The organism is Stenotrophomonas sp. 05L414_2, assembly GCF_056397905.1.
Genome location: NZ_JBFTOJ010000010.1, coordinates 26,250 through 42,123, shown reverse-complemented (window position 1 = coordinate 42,123; position 15,874 = coordinate 26,250). Strand labels below are relative to the sequence as shown.

The 15,874-nt window shown below is 66.4% G+C and carries 16 protein-coding genes; 13 read left to right on the top strand and 3 right to left on the bottom strand.

Features of this window, described 5'->3' with window-relative positions:
- Positions 1-27: 27 nt before the first annotated feature.
- From AC1DJN_RS02805 to AC1DJN_RS02795, 3 genes are read right to left on the bottom strand one after another with little or no spacing between them, the layout of a single operon-like run.
- Positions 28-711, bottom strand: coding sequence for an NAD(P)H-binding protein (locus tag AC1DJN_RS02805; RefSeq protein WP_080148703.1), 684 nt, complete (start codon positions 709-711; stop codon positions 28-30).
- 19 nt (positions 712-730) lie between these two features.
- Positions 731-1,405 carry a ChrR family anti-sigma-E factor gene (locus AC1DJN_RS02800; RefSeq protein WP_025874475.1) on the bottom strand — a complete coding sequence of 225 codons (675 nt, stop codon included), beginning with the start codon at positions 1,403-1,405 and terminating at the stop codon, positions 731-733.
- Positions 1,402-2,025 (bottom strand): sigma-70 family RNA polymerase sigma factor, encoded by a 624-nt coding sequence (locus tag AC1DJN_RS02795; RefSeq protein WP_025874474.1) that lies wholly within the window; start codon positions 2,023-2,025, stop codon positions 1,402-1,404. The genes AC1DJN_RS02800 and AC1DJN_RS02795 overlap by 4 nt, the downstream gene beginning before the upstream one ends.
- 144 nt (positions 2,026-2,169) lie before the next feature.
- Here AC1DJN_RS02795 and AC1DJN_RS02790 point away from each other — a divergent pair, with 144 nt between their 5' ends.
- The 13 genes from AC1DJN_RS02790 to AC1DJN_RS02730 all read left to right on the top strand — a co-directional run bounded on the left by AC1DJN_RS02790 (position 2,170) and on the right by AC1DJN_RS02730 (position 15,871).
- Entirely contained in the window at positions 2,170-2,937 is a 768-nt protein-coding gene (locus tag AC1DJN_RS02790; RefSeq protein WP_442251076.1) for a hypothetical protein, read from the top strand.
- Between the two features lie 84 nt (positions 2,938-3,021).
- Positions 3,022-3,978 carry an acyl-CoA desaturase gene (locus AC1DJN_RS02785; protein WP_442251075.1) on the top strand — a complete coding sequence of 319 codons (957 nt, stop codon included), beginning with the start codon at positions 3,022-3,024 and terminating at the stop codon, positions 3,976-3,978.
- A gap of 1 nt (position 3,979) precedes the next feature.
- Complete coding sequence (locus AC1DJN_RS02780; RefSeq protein ID WP_032974671.1) at positions 3,980-5,257, top strand: NAD(P)/FAD-dependent oxidoreductase; 1,278 nt, start codon at positions 3,980-3,982, stop codon at positions 5,255-5,257.
- On the top strand, positions 5,254-6,021 hold the full coding sequence (locus AC1DJN_RS02775) for a DUF1365 domain-containing protein (protein ID WP_442251074.1): 768 nt from the start codon (positions 5,254-5,256) through the stop codon (positions 6,019-6,021). Before AC1DJN_RS02780 ends, AC1DJN_RS02775 begins: the two co-directional genes overlap by 4 nt.
- Positions 6,018-7,283: an SAM-dependent methyltransferase gene (locus tag AC1DJN_RS02770; RefSeq protein ID WP_080148696.1), complete on the top strand. Its 1,266-nt coding sequence runs from the start codon at positions 6,018-6,020 to the stop codon at positions 7,281-7,283. The genes AC1DJN_RS02775 and AC1DJN_RS02770 overlap by 4 nt, the downstream gene beginning before the upstream one ends.
- A gap of 1 nt (position 7,284) precedes the next feature.
- On the top strand, positions 7,285-7,827 hold the full coding sequence (locus AC1DJN_RS02765; protein WP_025874468.1) for a DUF2878 domain-containing protein: 543 nt from the start codon (positions 7,285-7,287) through the stop codon (positions 7,825-7,827).
- Positions 7,827-8,603 (top strand): DUF1295 domain-containing protein, encoded by a 777-nt coding sequence (locus AC1DJN_RS02760; RefSeq protein WP_478038794.1) that lies wholly within the window; start codon positions 7,827-7,829, stop codon positions 8,601-8,603. Before AC1DJN_RS02765 ends, AC1DJN_RS02760 begins: the two co-directional genes overlap by 1 nt.
- Positions 8,604-8,608: 5 nt before the next feature.
- Positions 8,609-9,685 carry an SAM-dependent methyltransferase gene (locus AC1DJN_RS02755; protein WP_080148694.1) on the top strand — a complete coding sequence of 359 codons (1,077 nt, stop codon included), beginning with the start codon at positions 8,609-8,611 and terminating at the stop codon, positions 9,683-9,685.
- A gap of 14 nt (positions 9,686-9,699) precedes the next feature.
- On the top strand, positions 9,700-10,233 hold the full coding sequence (locus AC1DJN_RS02750; RefSeq protein WP_032974662.1) for a lipocalin family protein: 534 nt from the start codon (positions 9,700-9,702) through the stop codon (positions 10,231-10,233).
- Positions 10,234-10,434: 201 nt separating this feature from the next.
- A complete protein-coding gene (locus AC1DJN_RS02745; protein WP_478038792.1) occupies positions 10,435-12,873 on the top strand; it encodes an aminotransferase class V-fold PLP-dependent enzyme in 2,439 nt (812 codons plus the stop codon).
- 218 nt (positions 12,874-13,091) lie between these two features.
- Positions 13,092-14,240: an SPFH domain-containing protein gene (locus tag AC1DJN_RS02740; RefSeq protein WP_442251071.1), complete on the top strand. Its 1,149-nt coding sequence runs from the start codon at positions 13,092-13,094 to the stop codon at positions 14,238-14,240.
- 24 nt (positions 14,241-14,264) lie between these two features.
- Positions 14,265-15,614 (top strand): membrane protein, encoded by a 1,350-nt coding sequence (locus AC1DJN_RS02735; protein WP_032974658.1) that lies wholly within the window; start codon positions 14,265-14,267, stop codon positions 15,612-15,614.
- A complete protein-coding gene (locus AC1DJN_RS02730; RefSeq protein ID WP_025874461.1) occupies positions 15,611-15,871 on the top strand; it encodes a hypothetical protein in 261 nt (86 codons plus the stop codon). Before AC1DJN_RS02735 ends, AC1DJN_RS02730 begins: the two co-directional genes overlap by 4 nt.
- The last annotated feature ends 3 nt before the right edge of the window (positions 15,872-15,874 follow it).

The following is a 15,874-nucleotide window of genomic DNA, read 5'->3' as shown; positions in this document are numbered from 1 at the left end:
ATGTGCAGCAGATGTGCACCGCACCCATCAGGTTGCAGCAGCGCCACCCAGCCGGTTGATCTGCGCACATTCCAGCACCGCCGGCGGCTCCGGCATCGTCGCCAGCACGATCATCGCGCGGCCGATGGCTTCGTTGCTGGTCACCAGTGAGGGCAGGACGCGGCCCGCCGCCGCCATCAGGGGACCGCCAAAGCGATACAGCGGCTTCAACGCCGCATGACGGGTGCCGGTCCCCGCAACCGGGCGCACCCCGGCGGGACGCAGCATGACGGTGCGCACCGCGAGCTGCGCCAACGCGGCCTCGGTCTCGCCCTTGATGCGCAGGGGCATGATCCGGCTGTGGGGATTGGCATGGGCGCCGGAGACATACAGGAACCGGCCGTCCGGATTCGCCTCGGCCCATGCTGCAGCCACGGCAAGGGTGGCATCGAGCGTCACCTTCCGATACTCGTCCTCGGCGGTGCCGACCGGCGGTGCTCCGGCACAATAGAAACACGCATCGAATCCGGCCAGCTGCGGGCCCACACCACGGGCATGCTGGAAATCGGCCAGCACGATCTGCTCGATACGCGCGTCGAGCCGGGCCTTGCCGCGGACCAGGGCAGCGGTGCGCGCCACCTGCGGCGAAGCGAGGCAGGCACGGGCAACGCCCTGCCCGACCAGTCCGGTCGCGCCGGTCAGCAGAATCCGCAGCGGGCGTGTTTCGTACATGCGTTGACCTTGAAGAAGCCTAGAGTTTCACGAAGCGCTGGATCCGGCGGGCCAGCCAACCACTGAATACCAGCGGCGCATCCAGCGCGGAAACGCAGATGCACGGTACGCCCGGCGCCGTTACCGGCTGGTGCTCGACCTCCTCGTCCAGGTCGGCCACATCGCCGGGCGCGAACAGACCCAGCGCATCATTGTAGGAACCCCGCAGGATCTGTGTCAGTTCGCTGCGTCCATGGCTGTGCATCGGCAGGCATTTGCCCGGCGCGATCTTCAGCATGATCAGCGACGGCATCTGCTCGGCACGGATGCAATGCACTCCCGGCGCCATCCAGCGCCAGTGCAGCCGGCCCAGCGAATCGCCGAAGTACGGATGCAGCGACGTCGGCAGATGGTCCGGATCCGCCTCGGGGCGTTCGCGCGGCATCGACCGCAGCGGGCCTGGCACCGCGTCGGCCTGGACCTCGACGAGCTGCGCAAGCATCGCTTCGCGCAGGCCCGCCCGCCGCGCCTCATCCGCCACGGGCTGGGTCTGCTCCAGCAATGCGGCACCGATGGCCTCCGCTTCSCGCAGCCGCTGGCGGCAGTGCGGGCACTGCTCCAGATGGGTGCCGGCGACGATGCTCAACGGTGCCGGCAGAGCACCGGCGGCGTAGCTCATCAGCGTCGACTCATGCAGGTGGTGGTGCGGATTCATGGTGCACCCCCGACCTTCGACTGCAACTGCAGGAACGCTCGTCGCAGGTGTGATTTGACCGTGCCCAGCGGCATCCCAAGCGCCTGCGCGATCTCGCTGTGGCTCTTGGCCTCGAAGTAGGACATGCGAACCAGACGCGCCTGCGTGGCCGGCAGTTCATTGATGCGCTGGCGCAGGCGGGCATGGTCGGCAAACTGCTCGGCGCTGCTGCGCTCGCCGACGTCGGCGGCAGCGGCGTCTTCCACGGCTTCCTGCACCTGCATCCAGCTGCGTTCGCGACGCACGCGGTCGATGTGCAGGTTGCGACCGATGCGATACAACCAGGTGCTCAGCGCACCTTGGGCAGGATCGAACTCGGCCGCGCGCAGCCACAGGCGCAGCAGGCATTCCTGGGCCAGCTCTTCGGCCACCGCTGCGGGTGCCCCAAGGCCACGCAGATAAATGCACAGGCGCGGCATGAAATGGTCGTAGATGCGCATGAAGCAGTCACGATCGCGCAGCCGGGCGACGCCATCCATCTCGCCGTTCCAGTTCGTTGGCTCGTTGCTGGGCTGCTGTGAACTGGACACGATCCGCGCGGTGTCGAAGGGATGGGAGGGACTGGCGGGAGGACGGTACATCGGCGGGGGCTGCCGTTGGGTGAAGAGGAGTCCTCCCCTCTACGCACGGTGGCGCCCGTTGGATGCACCCGGGATGGGTGCCAACGTGCATCCAGCCGGCGCCGGCGCGCGTACAGGCCCGCAAGCCTCCCATGGATCGCCCCGATGCGTCTTGCCTGGTTGCTGCTCTGCATGCCCTGCGCCGCTTCGGCCGCGCCGCTGCTGCGTTCGGAGGGCGTGGCCACCCTGGCCAACGGAGTCATTGCCTACCGCGAAGTGCATTGGCAGCGCGGCGCCGGCGATGGCAGCGAACGCTGGGTGGAATACCTTTGCCCTGCGGGCCAACCTTTCGCCCGCAAGCAGATGCCCGCCGCCACCCGGCCGCAGGTGCGGGGCTATGTGCTGCAGGACGCCCGCAGCGGCCAAGCGGCCGATGTGAGGGTCGGCCCCGGCGTGGTCCGGGTCGACTGGAAGGAGGACACGTCCACGCCTTCCCGAACCAAGCAGCTGCCGCTGCCCCCGGATGCCGTGATCGACGCCGGCTTCGATGCCGCCGTGCGGGCCCACTGGCGCACGCTGCAGGGTGGAGCACCGGTCAGCCTGCCTTTTCTGGTGCCCGGCCGGCAACGCTTCTACCCCGTGCAGGTGCAGTACCAGGGCCCGGTGCGCTGGCAGGGGCTTTCCGCCCATGCGGTGAATGTCCGCCTTGATACCTGGTTCGGCGCGGTGGCCCCACGTCTGTCCTTGGTCTACGCCGATGCTGATCGCCGCCTGCTCGAGTTCCGTGGTACCAGCAACCTGCGCGATGCACGTGGCGATTATCCGCAGGTGACCGTGCGCTTCGCCGCGCCCGCAACCGAGCAGCCGGAGCAGCGCTGGCGCACTGAGCTGCAGCGACCGCTGGTAGCGAGCTGTGGTGTTACGAGCAGGTGAACGCGCAGTCTGTTGCAATCCACTGCATCCAACCTGCACCGCAACGCGTAGAGGTAGGCAATCGACTCCCTCGGGCTTCCGTCCATGGCATCCGCAGCGCCTCCACTCCGCAGACGTTCGCGCCTGTTGCGCACCTTCCAGCGCTGGTTCGACACCGATGCCGGAAGCGAAACGGCGATCGACGGCAGCCAGGGTGACCGCATCGACTGGCTGCGCGCCCTGCCCTTCGCGCTGCTGCACGTGGCCTGCCTCGGGGTGATCTGGGTGGGCGTGTCCTGGACAGCGGTTGCCGTCGCAGTGTTCCTGTACGCGATCAGGATGTTCGCCATCACCGCGTTCTATCACCGCTACTTCTCGCACCGGACGTTCGAGGCATCGCGCACCGTGCAGTTCGTGTTCGCGGTCATCGGCGCCGCCAGCGTGCAGCGTGGCCCGCTCTGGTGGGCAGCGCACCACCGCCACCACCACCGCCACGCCGATCAACCGCAGGACCCGCATTCCCCGCGCCAGGGCGGGTTCTGGCGCAGCCATATGGGTTGGTTCCTCACCCGTAGCGCCTTTGCCACCGATCTGCAGCGCATTCCCGATCTGGCCCGCTACCCCGAGCTGCGCTGGCTGGACCGGTTCGACACCGTGGTTCCCGTGTTGCTGGCCGCTGCGCTGTATGGTGTGGGTGCGGTGCTCGAGCGTGTGGCACCGGGCCTGCATACCTCCGGCCCGCAGATGCTGGTCTGGGGCTTCTTCATCTCCACCGTGGTGTTGTTCCACGCCACGGTCACCATCAATTCGCTGGCGCACCGATTCGGCCGGCGCCGCTTCGAGACCCGTGATGACAGCCGCAACAACCTCTGGCTGGCGCTGCTGACCTTCGGCGAAGGCTGGCACAACAACCATCACTTCTTTCCCGGCACCGCCCGCCAGGGCTTCCGCTGGTGGGAGATCGACATCAGCTGGTATGGCCTGCGCGCAATGGCTGCGCTGGGCCTGGTGAAGGGCCTCAAGCCGATCCCGGCCTGGGTACTGGCCAAGGCGAGGCACTGACATGCGTATCGCGGTCATCGGTTCCGGAATCGCGGGTCTGGCCAGTGCGTGGTGGCTGGACGGCGAGCATGACGTCACCCTGTTCGAGGCCAACGACTACCTGGGCGGCCACACCCACACCCACGAGGTGACGGTGGACGGCCGCAGGATGGCGGTCGACACCGGGTTCATCGTCTTCAATCCGCACCATTACCCGCTGCTGTCGGCGTTGTTCGACGAACTGGGCGTGGACTCGCAGCCCACCACGATGAGTTTCTCGATGCACAGCGAGCGCAGCGGCGTGGAGTACAACGCCACATCGCTCGATGGCCTGTTCTGCCAGCGCCGCAACCTGCTCTCGCCGCGTTTCTGGGGAATGCTGGCCGACCTGCGGCGCTTCTATCGCGACGCGCCCCTGTTGCTGGGCGAGGAGCAGGGCCCGACGCTGGGCCAGTACCTGCACAGCCAGCGCTATGGCGAAGCGTTCGTGCAGGAGCATCTGCTGCCGATGGCCTCGGCGTTGTGGTCCTCGCCGACCGCGCAGGTGCTGGACTTCCCGGCCCGTTACCTGGTGCAGTTCATGGCCAATCACCAGATGCTGCAGATGACCGGGCGCGCGCCCTGGCGCGTGGTCAAGGGCGGCTCGGCGCGCTACGTGGACGCCCTGCGTGCGCGCTGGCGGGTGCACGAGCGGCTGGAATGCCCGGTACACGCGGTCGAACGCATGCCCTGGGGGGCACGCGTACACACCGCAACCGGCATTGAAGGCTTCGATGAAGTGATCCTGGCCTGCCATAGCGACCAGGCCCTTGCCCTGCTGGCCGACGCCGATCCTGTCGAGCATGCGGTGCTCGGCGCGATCCGCTACCAACCCAACGAGGCCGTACTGCACACCGACGCCTCCTTGCTGCCCGCCAACCGCAAGGCGTGGGCGGCCTGGAACGCGCATGTACCGCGCGACCCCACCGCACCCTGCACGGTCAGCTACTGCATGAACCTGTTGCAGGGGCTGCCCGGTGATACGCCGCTGGTGGTGACCCTCAACCGCAGCGAGGCCATCGATCCGGCCAAGGTGCTGCGCCGTCTGCAGTACGCGCATCCGGTGCATGATCCGGCTGCGGTGGACGCGCAGCGGCGCTGGGCCGAACTGCAGGGCCGGCGGCACACCTGGTTTGCGGGTGCGTATTGGGGCTGGGGCTTCCACGAAGATGGAATCCGCAGTGCCCGCCGCGTAGTGGATGCGCTGCAACTGCGCAATGCCGGCGCGCCGCCTCCCCTGCAGGTGGAGGTGGCCGCGTGAGCGCCAGCGCCCTCTACTTCGGGCAGGTGGTGCACCGCCGGCACCATCCGCATCCGCATGCCTTCCGCTACCCCATCGCGCAGCTGCTGCTGGACCTGGACGAGTTGGACCAGGTATTTGCCGGGCGCTGGCTGTGGTCGGTCGGGCGCCGCAACCTGGCAGAGTTCCGCCGCAGCGACTATCTCGGCGATCCCAGGACATCACTTGCAGACGCCGTGCGTGACCATGCCGCGACCGTGCTGGGGCGGCGCCCGGACGGCCCGGTGCGGCTGTTGGCGCACCTGCGCTTCGGTGGCCACGTGTTCAATCCGGTCAGCTTCTACTACTGCTACCGGGCCGACGGCAGCACCCTGGACTGCATCGTCGCCGACATCACCAACACACCGTGGAAGGAACGGCACGCCTATGTGCTGCCTGTTGAAAGTGCACAGCCACAGGGGCGCGCCCTGCGCTGGCAGTTCGACAAAGCCTTCCACGTTTCCCCCTTCATGCCGATGGATTGCCGCTATGACTGGCGCTTCACCGCGCCCGGCGATGACCTGCGCGTGCATATGCAGGTCTGGCGCGACGGTGTCCGGCAGTTCGATGCCACCCAGGCCATGCAGCGACGCCCGCTTGATGGCCGCGGCCTGGCCCGGGTACTGGCGTTCTACCCGTTGATGACCGTGCAGGTGGTAGCCGCCATCCACTGGCAGGCACTGCTCCTGTGGCTGAAGCGCAATCCCGTGCATGACCACCCCGCTCTTGCCGAGAAACCGCGATGAACGAGCTGAATCCTTCCGTTGCCCTGCCCCGCCCCGGCGCGGTGGACGTATTCCTGCGCCGGAGGCTGCTGGCGGTACTGGCGCCGCTGCGCGAAGGCGGGCTGCGGGTACGCGACCCCTTGGGCGAGGTCATCCTCGGTGATCGTGCGGGCGCACTGCAGGCCACGGTGACCATCAGCGATATGGCGTTCTACCGCAAGGTGGCCGCGCAGGGCAGCGTCGGCGCGGGTGAAAGCTACATCCACGGCGATTGGCACTGCGATGACCTGGTGGCCCTGGTGCGGCTGCTGGTACGCAACCGCGACCTGCTGGATGGCATGGAACGCGGGCCGGCGCGGATCGGTGGCTGGCTGCTGCGCGGCTGGAACCGCCTGCGGCGCAACAGCCGCGAAGGCAGTCGCCGCAACATCGCCGCCCACTACGATCTGGGCAATGACTTCTTCGCGCTGTTCCTGTCGCCGGACCTGATGTACTCCTCGGCGGTGTTCAGCGATGCCGGCGACTCGCTGGAAACCGCCTCGCGCCGCAAGCTGGACCGCATCTGCCAGCAGCTGCAGCTGCAGCCCGGTGATCGCGTCGTCGAGATCGGTACCGGCTGGGGCGGGTTCGCCCTGCATGCCGCCCAGCACTACGGCTGTCATGTGACCACCACCACCATCTCCGCCGAACAGCACGCGCTTGCCGCCCAGCGTGTGGCCGAGGCGGGCCTGCAGGAGCGTGTGACCCTGCTGATGCAGGACTACCGTGATCTGCAGGGCCAGTTCGACAAGCTGGTGTCGATCGAGATGATCGAGGCCATCGGTGCCGAGTATCTGGACACCTACATGGCCACCCTGCAGCGGCTGCTGAAGCCCGATGGCGTGGCCCTGCTGCAGGCCATCACCATCGAGGACCAGCGCTATGAGCAGGCGCGTCGCAGCGTGGACTACATCAAGCGCTTCGTGTTTCCCGGCAGTTTCATCCCCTCGATCAACGCCATCCTGGCCGCCAAGACCCGGGCCTGCGACCTGCAGCTGATCGCCCAGCAGGATTTCGGCCACTCCTATGCCCTCACCCTGCGCGCCTGGCGGCAGCGCTTCCTCGCGCAGTTGCCGGCGGTACGTGCGCAGGGTTTCGATGACCGCTTCTGCAGGCTGTGGGAGTTCTATCTGGCCTACTGCGAGGGCGGCTTCCTCGAGCGCTCGATCGGCGTGTCCCATCTGCTGCTGGCACGCCCGGGCTACCGTCCCGAGACGGACGTCCATGGCCAACGGGCCGGCTGACATGCGCCGCACCTGGGTCAACGTAATCGGCAACCAGCTGGTATGGCTGTGCGCCGTTGCCGGAGCCGGCCGCGGCTGGCAATGGCCGGCCCTGCTGTCGGCCACACTCTATGTCGGCAGCCAGTTGCTTGCCTCGACGCGGCCACGCCTGGAGCTGCGCCTGCTGTTGCTCGCGCTGGGGTGTGCCTGGCTGGTGGATGGCAGCGCTGCAGCCAGCGGTGCTGTGCAGTACGCCGCCGCACCGCTTGGATGGGTGCCGCCACCGTGGATTTTCGCGCTGTGGGCGGCCTTTGCGATGACCCTGACGGCGTCGATGGCGTTTCTGCAGCGGCACTGGATGCTGCCGGTGGCCCTGGGCCTGCTGGCGCCGCTGGCGTATCTGTCCGCGGCGCGGGGTTTCCAGGCCGTACATTTCACCGCCCCGGCCTGGCTGGGCGTGGCAACACTGGCGCTGGGCTGGTGCGTGGCACTGTCGCTGCTGTGCGCCGTCGCCCGTCGCGGAACGCCCAGCAATCGTGACACCCCATTGATCGGAGCAGCCTGATGAGCATTCTGTGGTGGGTACTGCTGTACGCCGTGCTGATCATGGCCTGGGGTTGGACCTGGCAGCGCAGGCAGCGCAACATCGGCATCGTCGATGTCCTGTGGGCAAAGGGCGTGGCGGCAGGCGCGCTGCTGCTTGCATGGCTGGGCGATGGCGCGCTGCAGCCACGCATCGCACTGGCCGTGCTCGGTGGCCTGTGGGGAAGTCGTCTCGCCCTGCATCTGTGGCGCCGCGTACGCAGCGAGGAAGAAGACGGTCGCTACCGCTATCTGCGCGAACACTGGCACGGCCACCAGGGCAGGATCTTCGGCTTCTTCATGGCGCAGGCGCTGTTGGTGGTGCTGTTTGCGCTGCCGTTCACGGCCGTGGCCGGCAATCCCCACAGCGACATGCCTGGCTGGATCGCAGCGGCGGTCGTCGTGTGGCTGCTCAGCGTGGGCGGCGAAGCACTGGCCGACCGTCAGCTGGCACGCTTCCRCGCCGACCCGGCAAACAGGGGCCGGACCTGCCGCCAAGGACTGTGGCGGTACACGCGCCATCCCAATTACTTCTTCGAGTGGCTTCACTGGTTCACCTATGTACTGCTGGCAGCCGGCTCACCCTTGTGGTGGCTGGCCTGGTCCGGGCCGGTGCTGATGTACGTGTTCCTGCGCTACCTCAGTGGCGTTCCCTTCACCGAGAAACAGGCGCTGCGCAGTCGAGGCGATGACTATCGCGACTTCCAGCGCAGTACCCCGATGTTCTTCCCCTGGTTTCCGCGCAGCCCCAAGGAGTGATCCCGATGAACAGCACCCCGTCCCTTGCTCCGGTTGCCGATACGGAAGCCGGCCTTACCGGCTGGGCCGAGCGTGGCTGGCTGCCCGATGCGGCGCTGCGCGCGGGCATACGCCGCCTGTGTGCGCAACGCCTGGCCGAGGAGTCGAGCGGCAGCATGGAGGAGCAGGCCCAGCGCTTCAGCCGCCGTATCGCCGAGCTCGCTGGCAGCCCACTGGCACTGCACGTGGATGCGGCCAACCGCCAGCATTACGAGGTGCCTGCCGCCTTCTTCCAGGGCTGCCTGGGGCATCGCCTGAAGTACAGCAGCTGCTACTACCGCACCGGCCGCGAGACGCTGGACCAAGCCGAGGATGCGATGCTGGAGCTGTACGGGCAGCGCGCCGGATTGGCCGACGGCCAGGCCATTCTTGAGCTGGGCTGCGGCTGGGGCTCGCTGACGCTGTGGATGGCCGAGCGCTACCCGAACGCGCGCATCACCGCCGTGTCCAACTCGCACAGCCAGCGCAGCCATATCCTGGCGCAGTGCGAGGCGCGCGGGTTCGGCAACGTCGAGGTACTCACCCGGGACGTCAACCAGCTGGACCTGCCTGCCGCTGCATTTGATCGCTGCGTGTCGGTGGAGATGTTCGAGCATGTCCGCAACTACGACCGCCTGCTGGGCCGCATTGCCCGCTGGCTGAAGCCGGACGGTGCGCTGTTCGTACACATTTTCGCCCATCGCACGCTGATGTATCCGTTCGAGACCGAGGGCGACGACAACTGGATGGGCCGGCATTTCTTCACCGGCGGCCTGATGCCGGCAGCGGACACGCTGCTGCACTTCCAGCGCGACCTGGTGCTGGACCAGCGCTGGCTGCTGGACGGCACGCACTACCAGCGCACGGCCAACCATTGGCTGGCCAACCAGGATGCTGCCCGTGAACAGCTGCTGCCCGTGCTGGCACAGACCTATGGCGACGAAGCGGCGGCACGCATCTGGTGGCAGCGCTGGCGCATGTTCTGGATGGCCTGCGCCGAATTGTTCGGCTACGACGACGGCCAGCAATGGCTGGTCGCCCACTACCTGTTCCGCCCGCGTTGAAGGAGACCGCCCGCATGCGTATCGCATCGCTGTTCCCGCTGCTGGCCGTTGCCCTGTTCGGCGCAGGCTGCAGCAGCCACGACACCCGCCCCATCCCGCTGCCTCCGAAGGTGGACGTGCCGCGCTTCATGGGCGACTGGTATGTCATCGCCCATATTCCGTCCCGGCCCGAGCGCGAGGCCTTCGACGCGGTGGAAAGCTACGCGCTGCAGGCCGATGGCCGCATCCAGACCACTTTCACCTATCGCAAGGGCAGCTTCCAGTCGCCACAGAAGTCGATGCACCCAGTGGGCCGTGTGGAAAAACACGGCAATGGTGCGGTCTGGGGAATGCAGTTCATCTGGCCCATCCAGGCCGAATACCTGATTGCCTGGCTGGATGAGGGCTACACCCAGACCATCGTGGCCCGCAGCAAGCGTGACTACGTGTGGTACATGGCGCGCACGCCGCAGGTGAGCGAGGCGGACTACCAGCAGGCGGTCGCCCGCATCCAGGCAATGGGCTACGACACCGGCAAGCTGCGCCGTGTGCCGCAGTCGGTGCGCTGAGCCCGCGCGAAGTGATGTTGCAGAACAGAATGACGCTAGCGCCGAATCGGCCGTTGCCCCATGAATGGGGGAATATAGGGCTGCCCGGCCTTTCACGGATTATCAATCCCGCTTTATGTGATTAATATCACTTAAAGACATTTACTCCCATGCAATAAAGGCGGCGAAGATTCACCGGCCTCCGGCCACAGGGAGCGTGCCATGCAGGATGTCTCGCCGCATCAGTGCAAGGTTGTATCCGAACGGAAATGGTCGCTCAGCACGTTCATGGAGTTCTATGAGCGCGTACTGAGCCAGCGCATTTTCGGTCCCTACGGAAAGCTGCTGGCCGAGGAGATCGCTGGCGACATCCGGGCCGGTTTCAACGCGTCCGACGTCCTGGAGGTCGCCTGCGGCACCGGGGTCATCACCGCAAACCTTTACCAGCACCTGAGCAGGCCGCTCGGCCTACGGTTGGTCGCCACCGATCTCTCAGCGATCGCCGTGAACGTGGCACGCWGCGYGCTGAGCGATGAGGTGCAGCGCAACGTGCCCCTCCTTGCCGATGTGGACATGGCGGAGCTGCCCTTCGCCGACGCCAGCTTCGACGTCATCGTCTGCGGGTTCGGCCTGATGTTCCCGCCGGACAAGGCCCGCGTCGCCCGCGAGTTCAGGCGCGTGCTCCGCCCTGGCGGACGGGTCTACGCCACGGCATTCCACTACAACCAGCTGTTCGAGCTGGCCCGCGAGCAGTCACGGCAGCACTTCGGCATGCCCTCCCGGCTGATGGATGCGGCCCTGAGCCTGACCGACCCGTCGCCCATCACACGGGCGTTCGCGATCGAAGGACTTTCCCCACGCGAGGGCGAGATGGCTGAACTGCGGCCCCTCGCGTTTGCCATGGGCGACGCCGATGTGCGCGAGTTCCTGTTCAACGCCTGCATCCTTCTGGAGGAGTTCAACCAGTGCGACGCCCCCAGCAGGGAACGCTATCTGGACGCGATGCTGGACGCCGTCCATGCAGCAGTGCCAGACCGGCGTTACCAGGTGGAAGCCTGGTTGCTGCGCGGCTGTGTCGATGCTGCACACACTCCTGCGCAGGCCGCCCTCCGGGCACCGGATTTCTCACCCCTGCTGGCGTTCCACCTGCCACTGCAGCAGGATGCGCGCGCGATGCGCGGCTTCGAAAGCGCTCGCGCACGGTTCCTCGCCGACCACCCCGATTATCCCCATGATCAGGTCGAGGCCATGCGCCAGCAGGAGTATGCGCGGCTGGATGAGCAACAGGTGACCTATCTGGATCACGTGGGCGGAACATTGCCACCCGACAGCCTGCTTGAGCAGGATTACCAGGCACTCAAGCGGACGATTCTCGGCAATCCGCACAGCGGATCGAAAGCATCCCAGGACGCACTCCATGGGGCGTGTGAACAGATCCACGCCTTCTTCGGAACCACGCCGGAGGAGTACGAAATACTGTTCACCGCCAATGCCAGCAGCGCAATCCGGTTGGTGGCCGAGTCATTCCCGTTCCAGGCCGGGTCGCAGGCTCTGCTGACCAAGGACAATCACACCTCGGTACACGGCTTGCGCGAGTACGCCACGGCGAAGGGCGCACAGGTGAAGTACATTCCGCTGGATGACGAGCTGCTGTTGCATGAAGGGCTGATGTGGCGCGCGTTGCAGCGGCTGCAGCCCGGCGCCCCGCATCTGCTCGCTTTTCCCGCGCAATCCAATGCGACCGGCGCCCGGCACGATCTGGCCTGGATCGAGCGGGCCCAGGCGCATGGCGCGACGGTGCTGTGTGACGCGGCGGCCCTGGTGCCGCAATACCGGCTTGACTGCGGCCGTCATCACCCCGATTTCGTGGTGGCGTCGTTCTACAAGATCTTCGGTTACCCCACCGGCGCCGGTTGCCTGCTCGCCCGGCGGGCCGCACTCGACCTGCTGAAACCGCCGTCGTTTGCCGGTGGTGGCGTGTGCTACTACTCCGGGCCATGGTCACCCACCGATCGCCTGCTGTACCGCGATGCGGGCCAGCGATTCGAAGTCGGCACGCCCAACTACGCCGCCTTCCCCGCCATCGCCAGAGGCTTTGAATTCGTGGCCGCGCTGGGCGGAGTGGAAGCGGTCGCGTTGCGCTCGCGTGCGTTGGCCGAGTGGCTGCAGGCGCAGCTGTCATCGCTTCGCCACCACATAGGCGGCGCGTTGCCGCTGTGCCAGATCTATGGCCCGCCCGCTGCGCAGCGGGGCGCGACGCTGATGCTGAACTTCTTCGACTGCTATGGCTCCATCCTGCCGCACGCCCGCATCAAGCGCGCCGCAGACCGGTTCGGCATCACCCTGCGCAATGGCTGCTTCTGCAACCTGGGCGCCGTCCAGCAGGCGACCTACGCGACCGCAGGCGCCGAGCACTGTGAGCTGGACAAGACCGGGAAGATTCTCGACTGCACCACATTCGACGAGAAGATCCTGGAGAAGGGTGATTGCGGTGCGGTCAGGATTTCGTTCGGGCTGGGATCGAATTTCACCGATGCGTATCGCTTCCTGCTGTTCGCCACCTGCCTGCTGGACACAGATGCTTCAGGCCTGGAATGTGTGATGGAGCAATCATCGGCACCGGCTCCGGAACCCCGGGTTGCCAGCACTGTGCAGGCTTGATCCGCTGCGGGGCCGTGCCCAGGCCGGACTGTCGCATTGCGGCGATGGGCTACGGAACGGGTGCCGCTGATCGGCCAGGCCTGATCAACCGCAGCCTGGCCTGTGACGCGAGATGAATGGGGGTACACCCAGCCGCTAGCCGCATGCAGCCTGCCTCCTCTATAGTCAGCCGAGCACGACAGGCGTGGTGCCTGTCCGGCAACTACAGGGAGTGGGTCATGGGTCTGGTACAAGCGGTGAAGGGTGCAGTCAGCGGTGTGCTGGCCGACCAGTGGAAGGACTTCTACACCGTGCCGACCGGCCTGCCGTCCACGGCAGCCCTGTTCGCGGCGGTGCCGCAGGGCACCAATGCCGGGCGCGGTTCGAACACCAGCGGCTCCTCCAACATCATCAGCAACGGTTCGAAGATCGTCGTGCCCGAGGGCTACGGCCTGCTGCTGTTCCAGGATGGCGCGATCACTGCCTTCGTGGCCGAGCCGGGTGGCTACGAGTGGCGTTCGGACGATCTGAACTCGCAGTCGATCTTCGCCGGCGACGGCCTGGTCAGCACCTTCATCAAGCAGAGCTGGGAGCGCTTCAAGTTCGGCGGCCAGCCGGGCTCGCAGCAGGCCGCCTTCTTTGTTTCGCTGAAGGAACTGCCGGACAACCGCTTCGGCACCCAGTCGGAAATCTACTGGGACGACGGTTTCCTCAACACCCAGGTAGGCGCGGTCACCCGTGGTTCGTACACGCTGAAGATCGTCGACCCGATCCTGTTCGTGAAGAACTTCGTTCCGGCCAGCTACCTGCGGCCGGGCCAGGTGTTCGACTTCACCGACCTGGACAATGCTGCTGCCAGCCAGCTGTTCAATGAAGTGGTGGGTTCGCTGGCGCCGGCGTTCAGCCTGTACACCAACGATCCGGGCAAGGGCAACCGCATCACCAAGCTGCAGCAGGATTCGCTGGGCTTTGCGCAGAGCCTGTCGGCCGCCGTCGAACAGGGCTACCAGTGGAAGTCCGATCGTGGCCTGGCCATCGTCAAGACCGCCATCGTCTCGATCGAGTACGACGCCAACACCCGCGAGCTGCTGAAGACCGTGCAGCGCGCCGATGCGCTGTCCGGCTCGCGTGGCAATTCCAACCTGCAGGCCAGCGTCGCCCAGGGCATCCAGTCCGCCGGTGAGAACGGCGGTGCCGCCGGGCTTGTCGGCGTGGGCATGGCATCGGGCATGTTCGGCGCGGGCAACCTGCAGCAGCCGGCAACCCCGGCCGCCCCTGCCGCCGACGATCCGGTGGCCAAGCTGAAGAAGGCCAAGGAAATGCTCGACCTGGGCCTGATCACCCAGACCGACTACGACGCGCTGAAGGCCAAGGCGCTGGGACTGTAAGAAGACGCAGGACGCGCAACCACCATGTCCGATCCCAGAAACACGCCTCCGCCGCTGCCCGGTTCCGCTTCAGCACCCCCGCCCCTGCCGGCGGCGGTGCTGGACGGCCCCGGTTCGCCGCAGGATGTCCCTCCCCTGCCCGGCAGCTTCCCGCTGGATACTTCCAAGCTGCCTGAGGCCATCCGCAACGAAGTCGAGGCGCCCGACCCGGTCGCCATCGACACCGCTGCGGCCGAACTGAAAGACGGCCTCAACCGCTGCCCCAAGTGCGGCGCCACCGACATACGGCCCAAGCTGGGCACCGACATCCTGGTCTGCCTGTACTGCCGTCACCAGTGGCATGGCGCGCGGGTGGAGGAGGAATTCGGGCTGGGCGAAGCCATCGACCAGCTGCGTGGCACCGTCATTGCATCGGGCGCACGCGATATCGATGCCGACACCTCGGCACTGATGACCTTCAAGTGCACCGGTTGCGGCGCCGAAGTCACGGTCAACACCGAAAGCACGATGACGGCGCGCTGCCACTGGTGCCGGCATGTGTTCGGCGTGAACGAACAGATCGCCAACGGCGCGGTGCCCGACGCCGTGCTGCCGTTCCATATCAAGAAGGAGGATGCGGTCGCGCGCATCCGCCAGTTCGTCGACAAGCGCCGGATGTTCGCGCTCAAGGCGTTCAAGGAACAGTTCACCCCGGAAAACGTGGTGGGCGTGTACCTGCCCTACATGATCGTCGACGGCAATGTCAGCGCAGCGGTGGCTGGCAAGGGTGAGATCAAGACCCGCGAGTACACCCGTGGCACCGAGAAGAACAAGCAGACCTACTACGACGCGGATATCTACCAGGTGGAACGCCAGGTCGATTTCACCGTGGACGACCTGCCGCTGGAATCCTCTGCCGAGCGCGGCAACCTGGACACGCGCGCCAACACCAACAACATCATCAACACGATTCTGCCGTTCGACACCAAGAACGCGGTGAAGTGGAACGCCTCGTACCTGGCCGGGTTCACTTCGGAAAAGCGCAACCTGGACGTCGAAAAGCTGCGGCCGCGCCTGGAAGACCAGCTGCTGTCGATCGCCCGCGCGCAGGTGGAAGGCACGGTGCGCCGTTACGACCGTGGCGTGCGCTGGGAACAGGAGCAACTGGAAGTGCACGGCACCCGCTGGGTGGCCATGTACCTGCCGGTGTGGCTGTATTCGTACCACCAGCCCGGCAGGAACGGCGGCATGCTGCACTACATCGCGGTGAACGGCCGGACCGGTGAAACCATGGGCAGCGTGCCGGTGCAGCAGTGGAAGATGCTGCTGGCGGCGCTGACCGCAGGTACGATCATCGAAGCCCTCGCAATTGCCTTCCTGGTGGCCAGCACATGAGTGATGACAGTGGTCTTTGGTTGTTGGCCGCAGGCCCGGCCGGCGCAACTGCGCTGTACTGGGCGCTGTACCGCTTCTACCGCAATACCGACAAATCGCATTCGTTCGAGCACGAGACCGAGATCGATGCCAAGCCGGTGACCGGCTCGGATCGCCGGGTCGATTCGATCTCGGGCACGCAGGAAAAGCGGATCCGCGGCGACAACGTGTATGAGTATCGAAAGCGGGTGGCGCGGGTGAGCAGCGGAGACGATTGAACG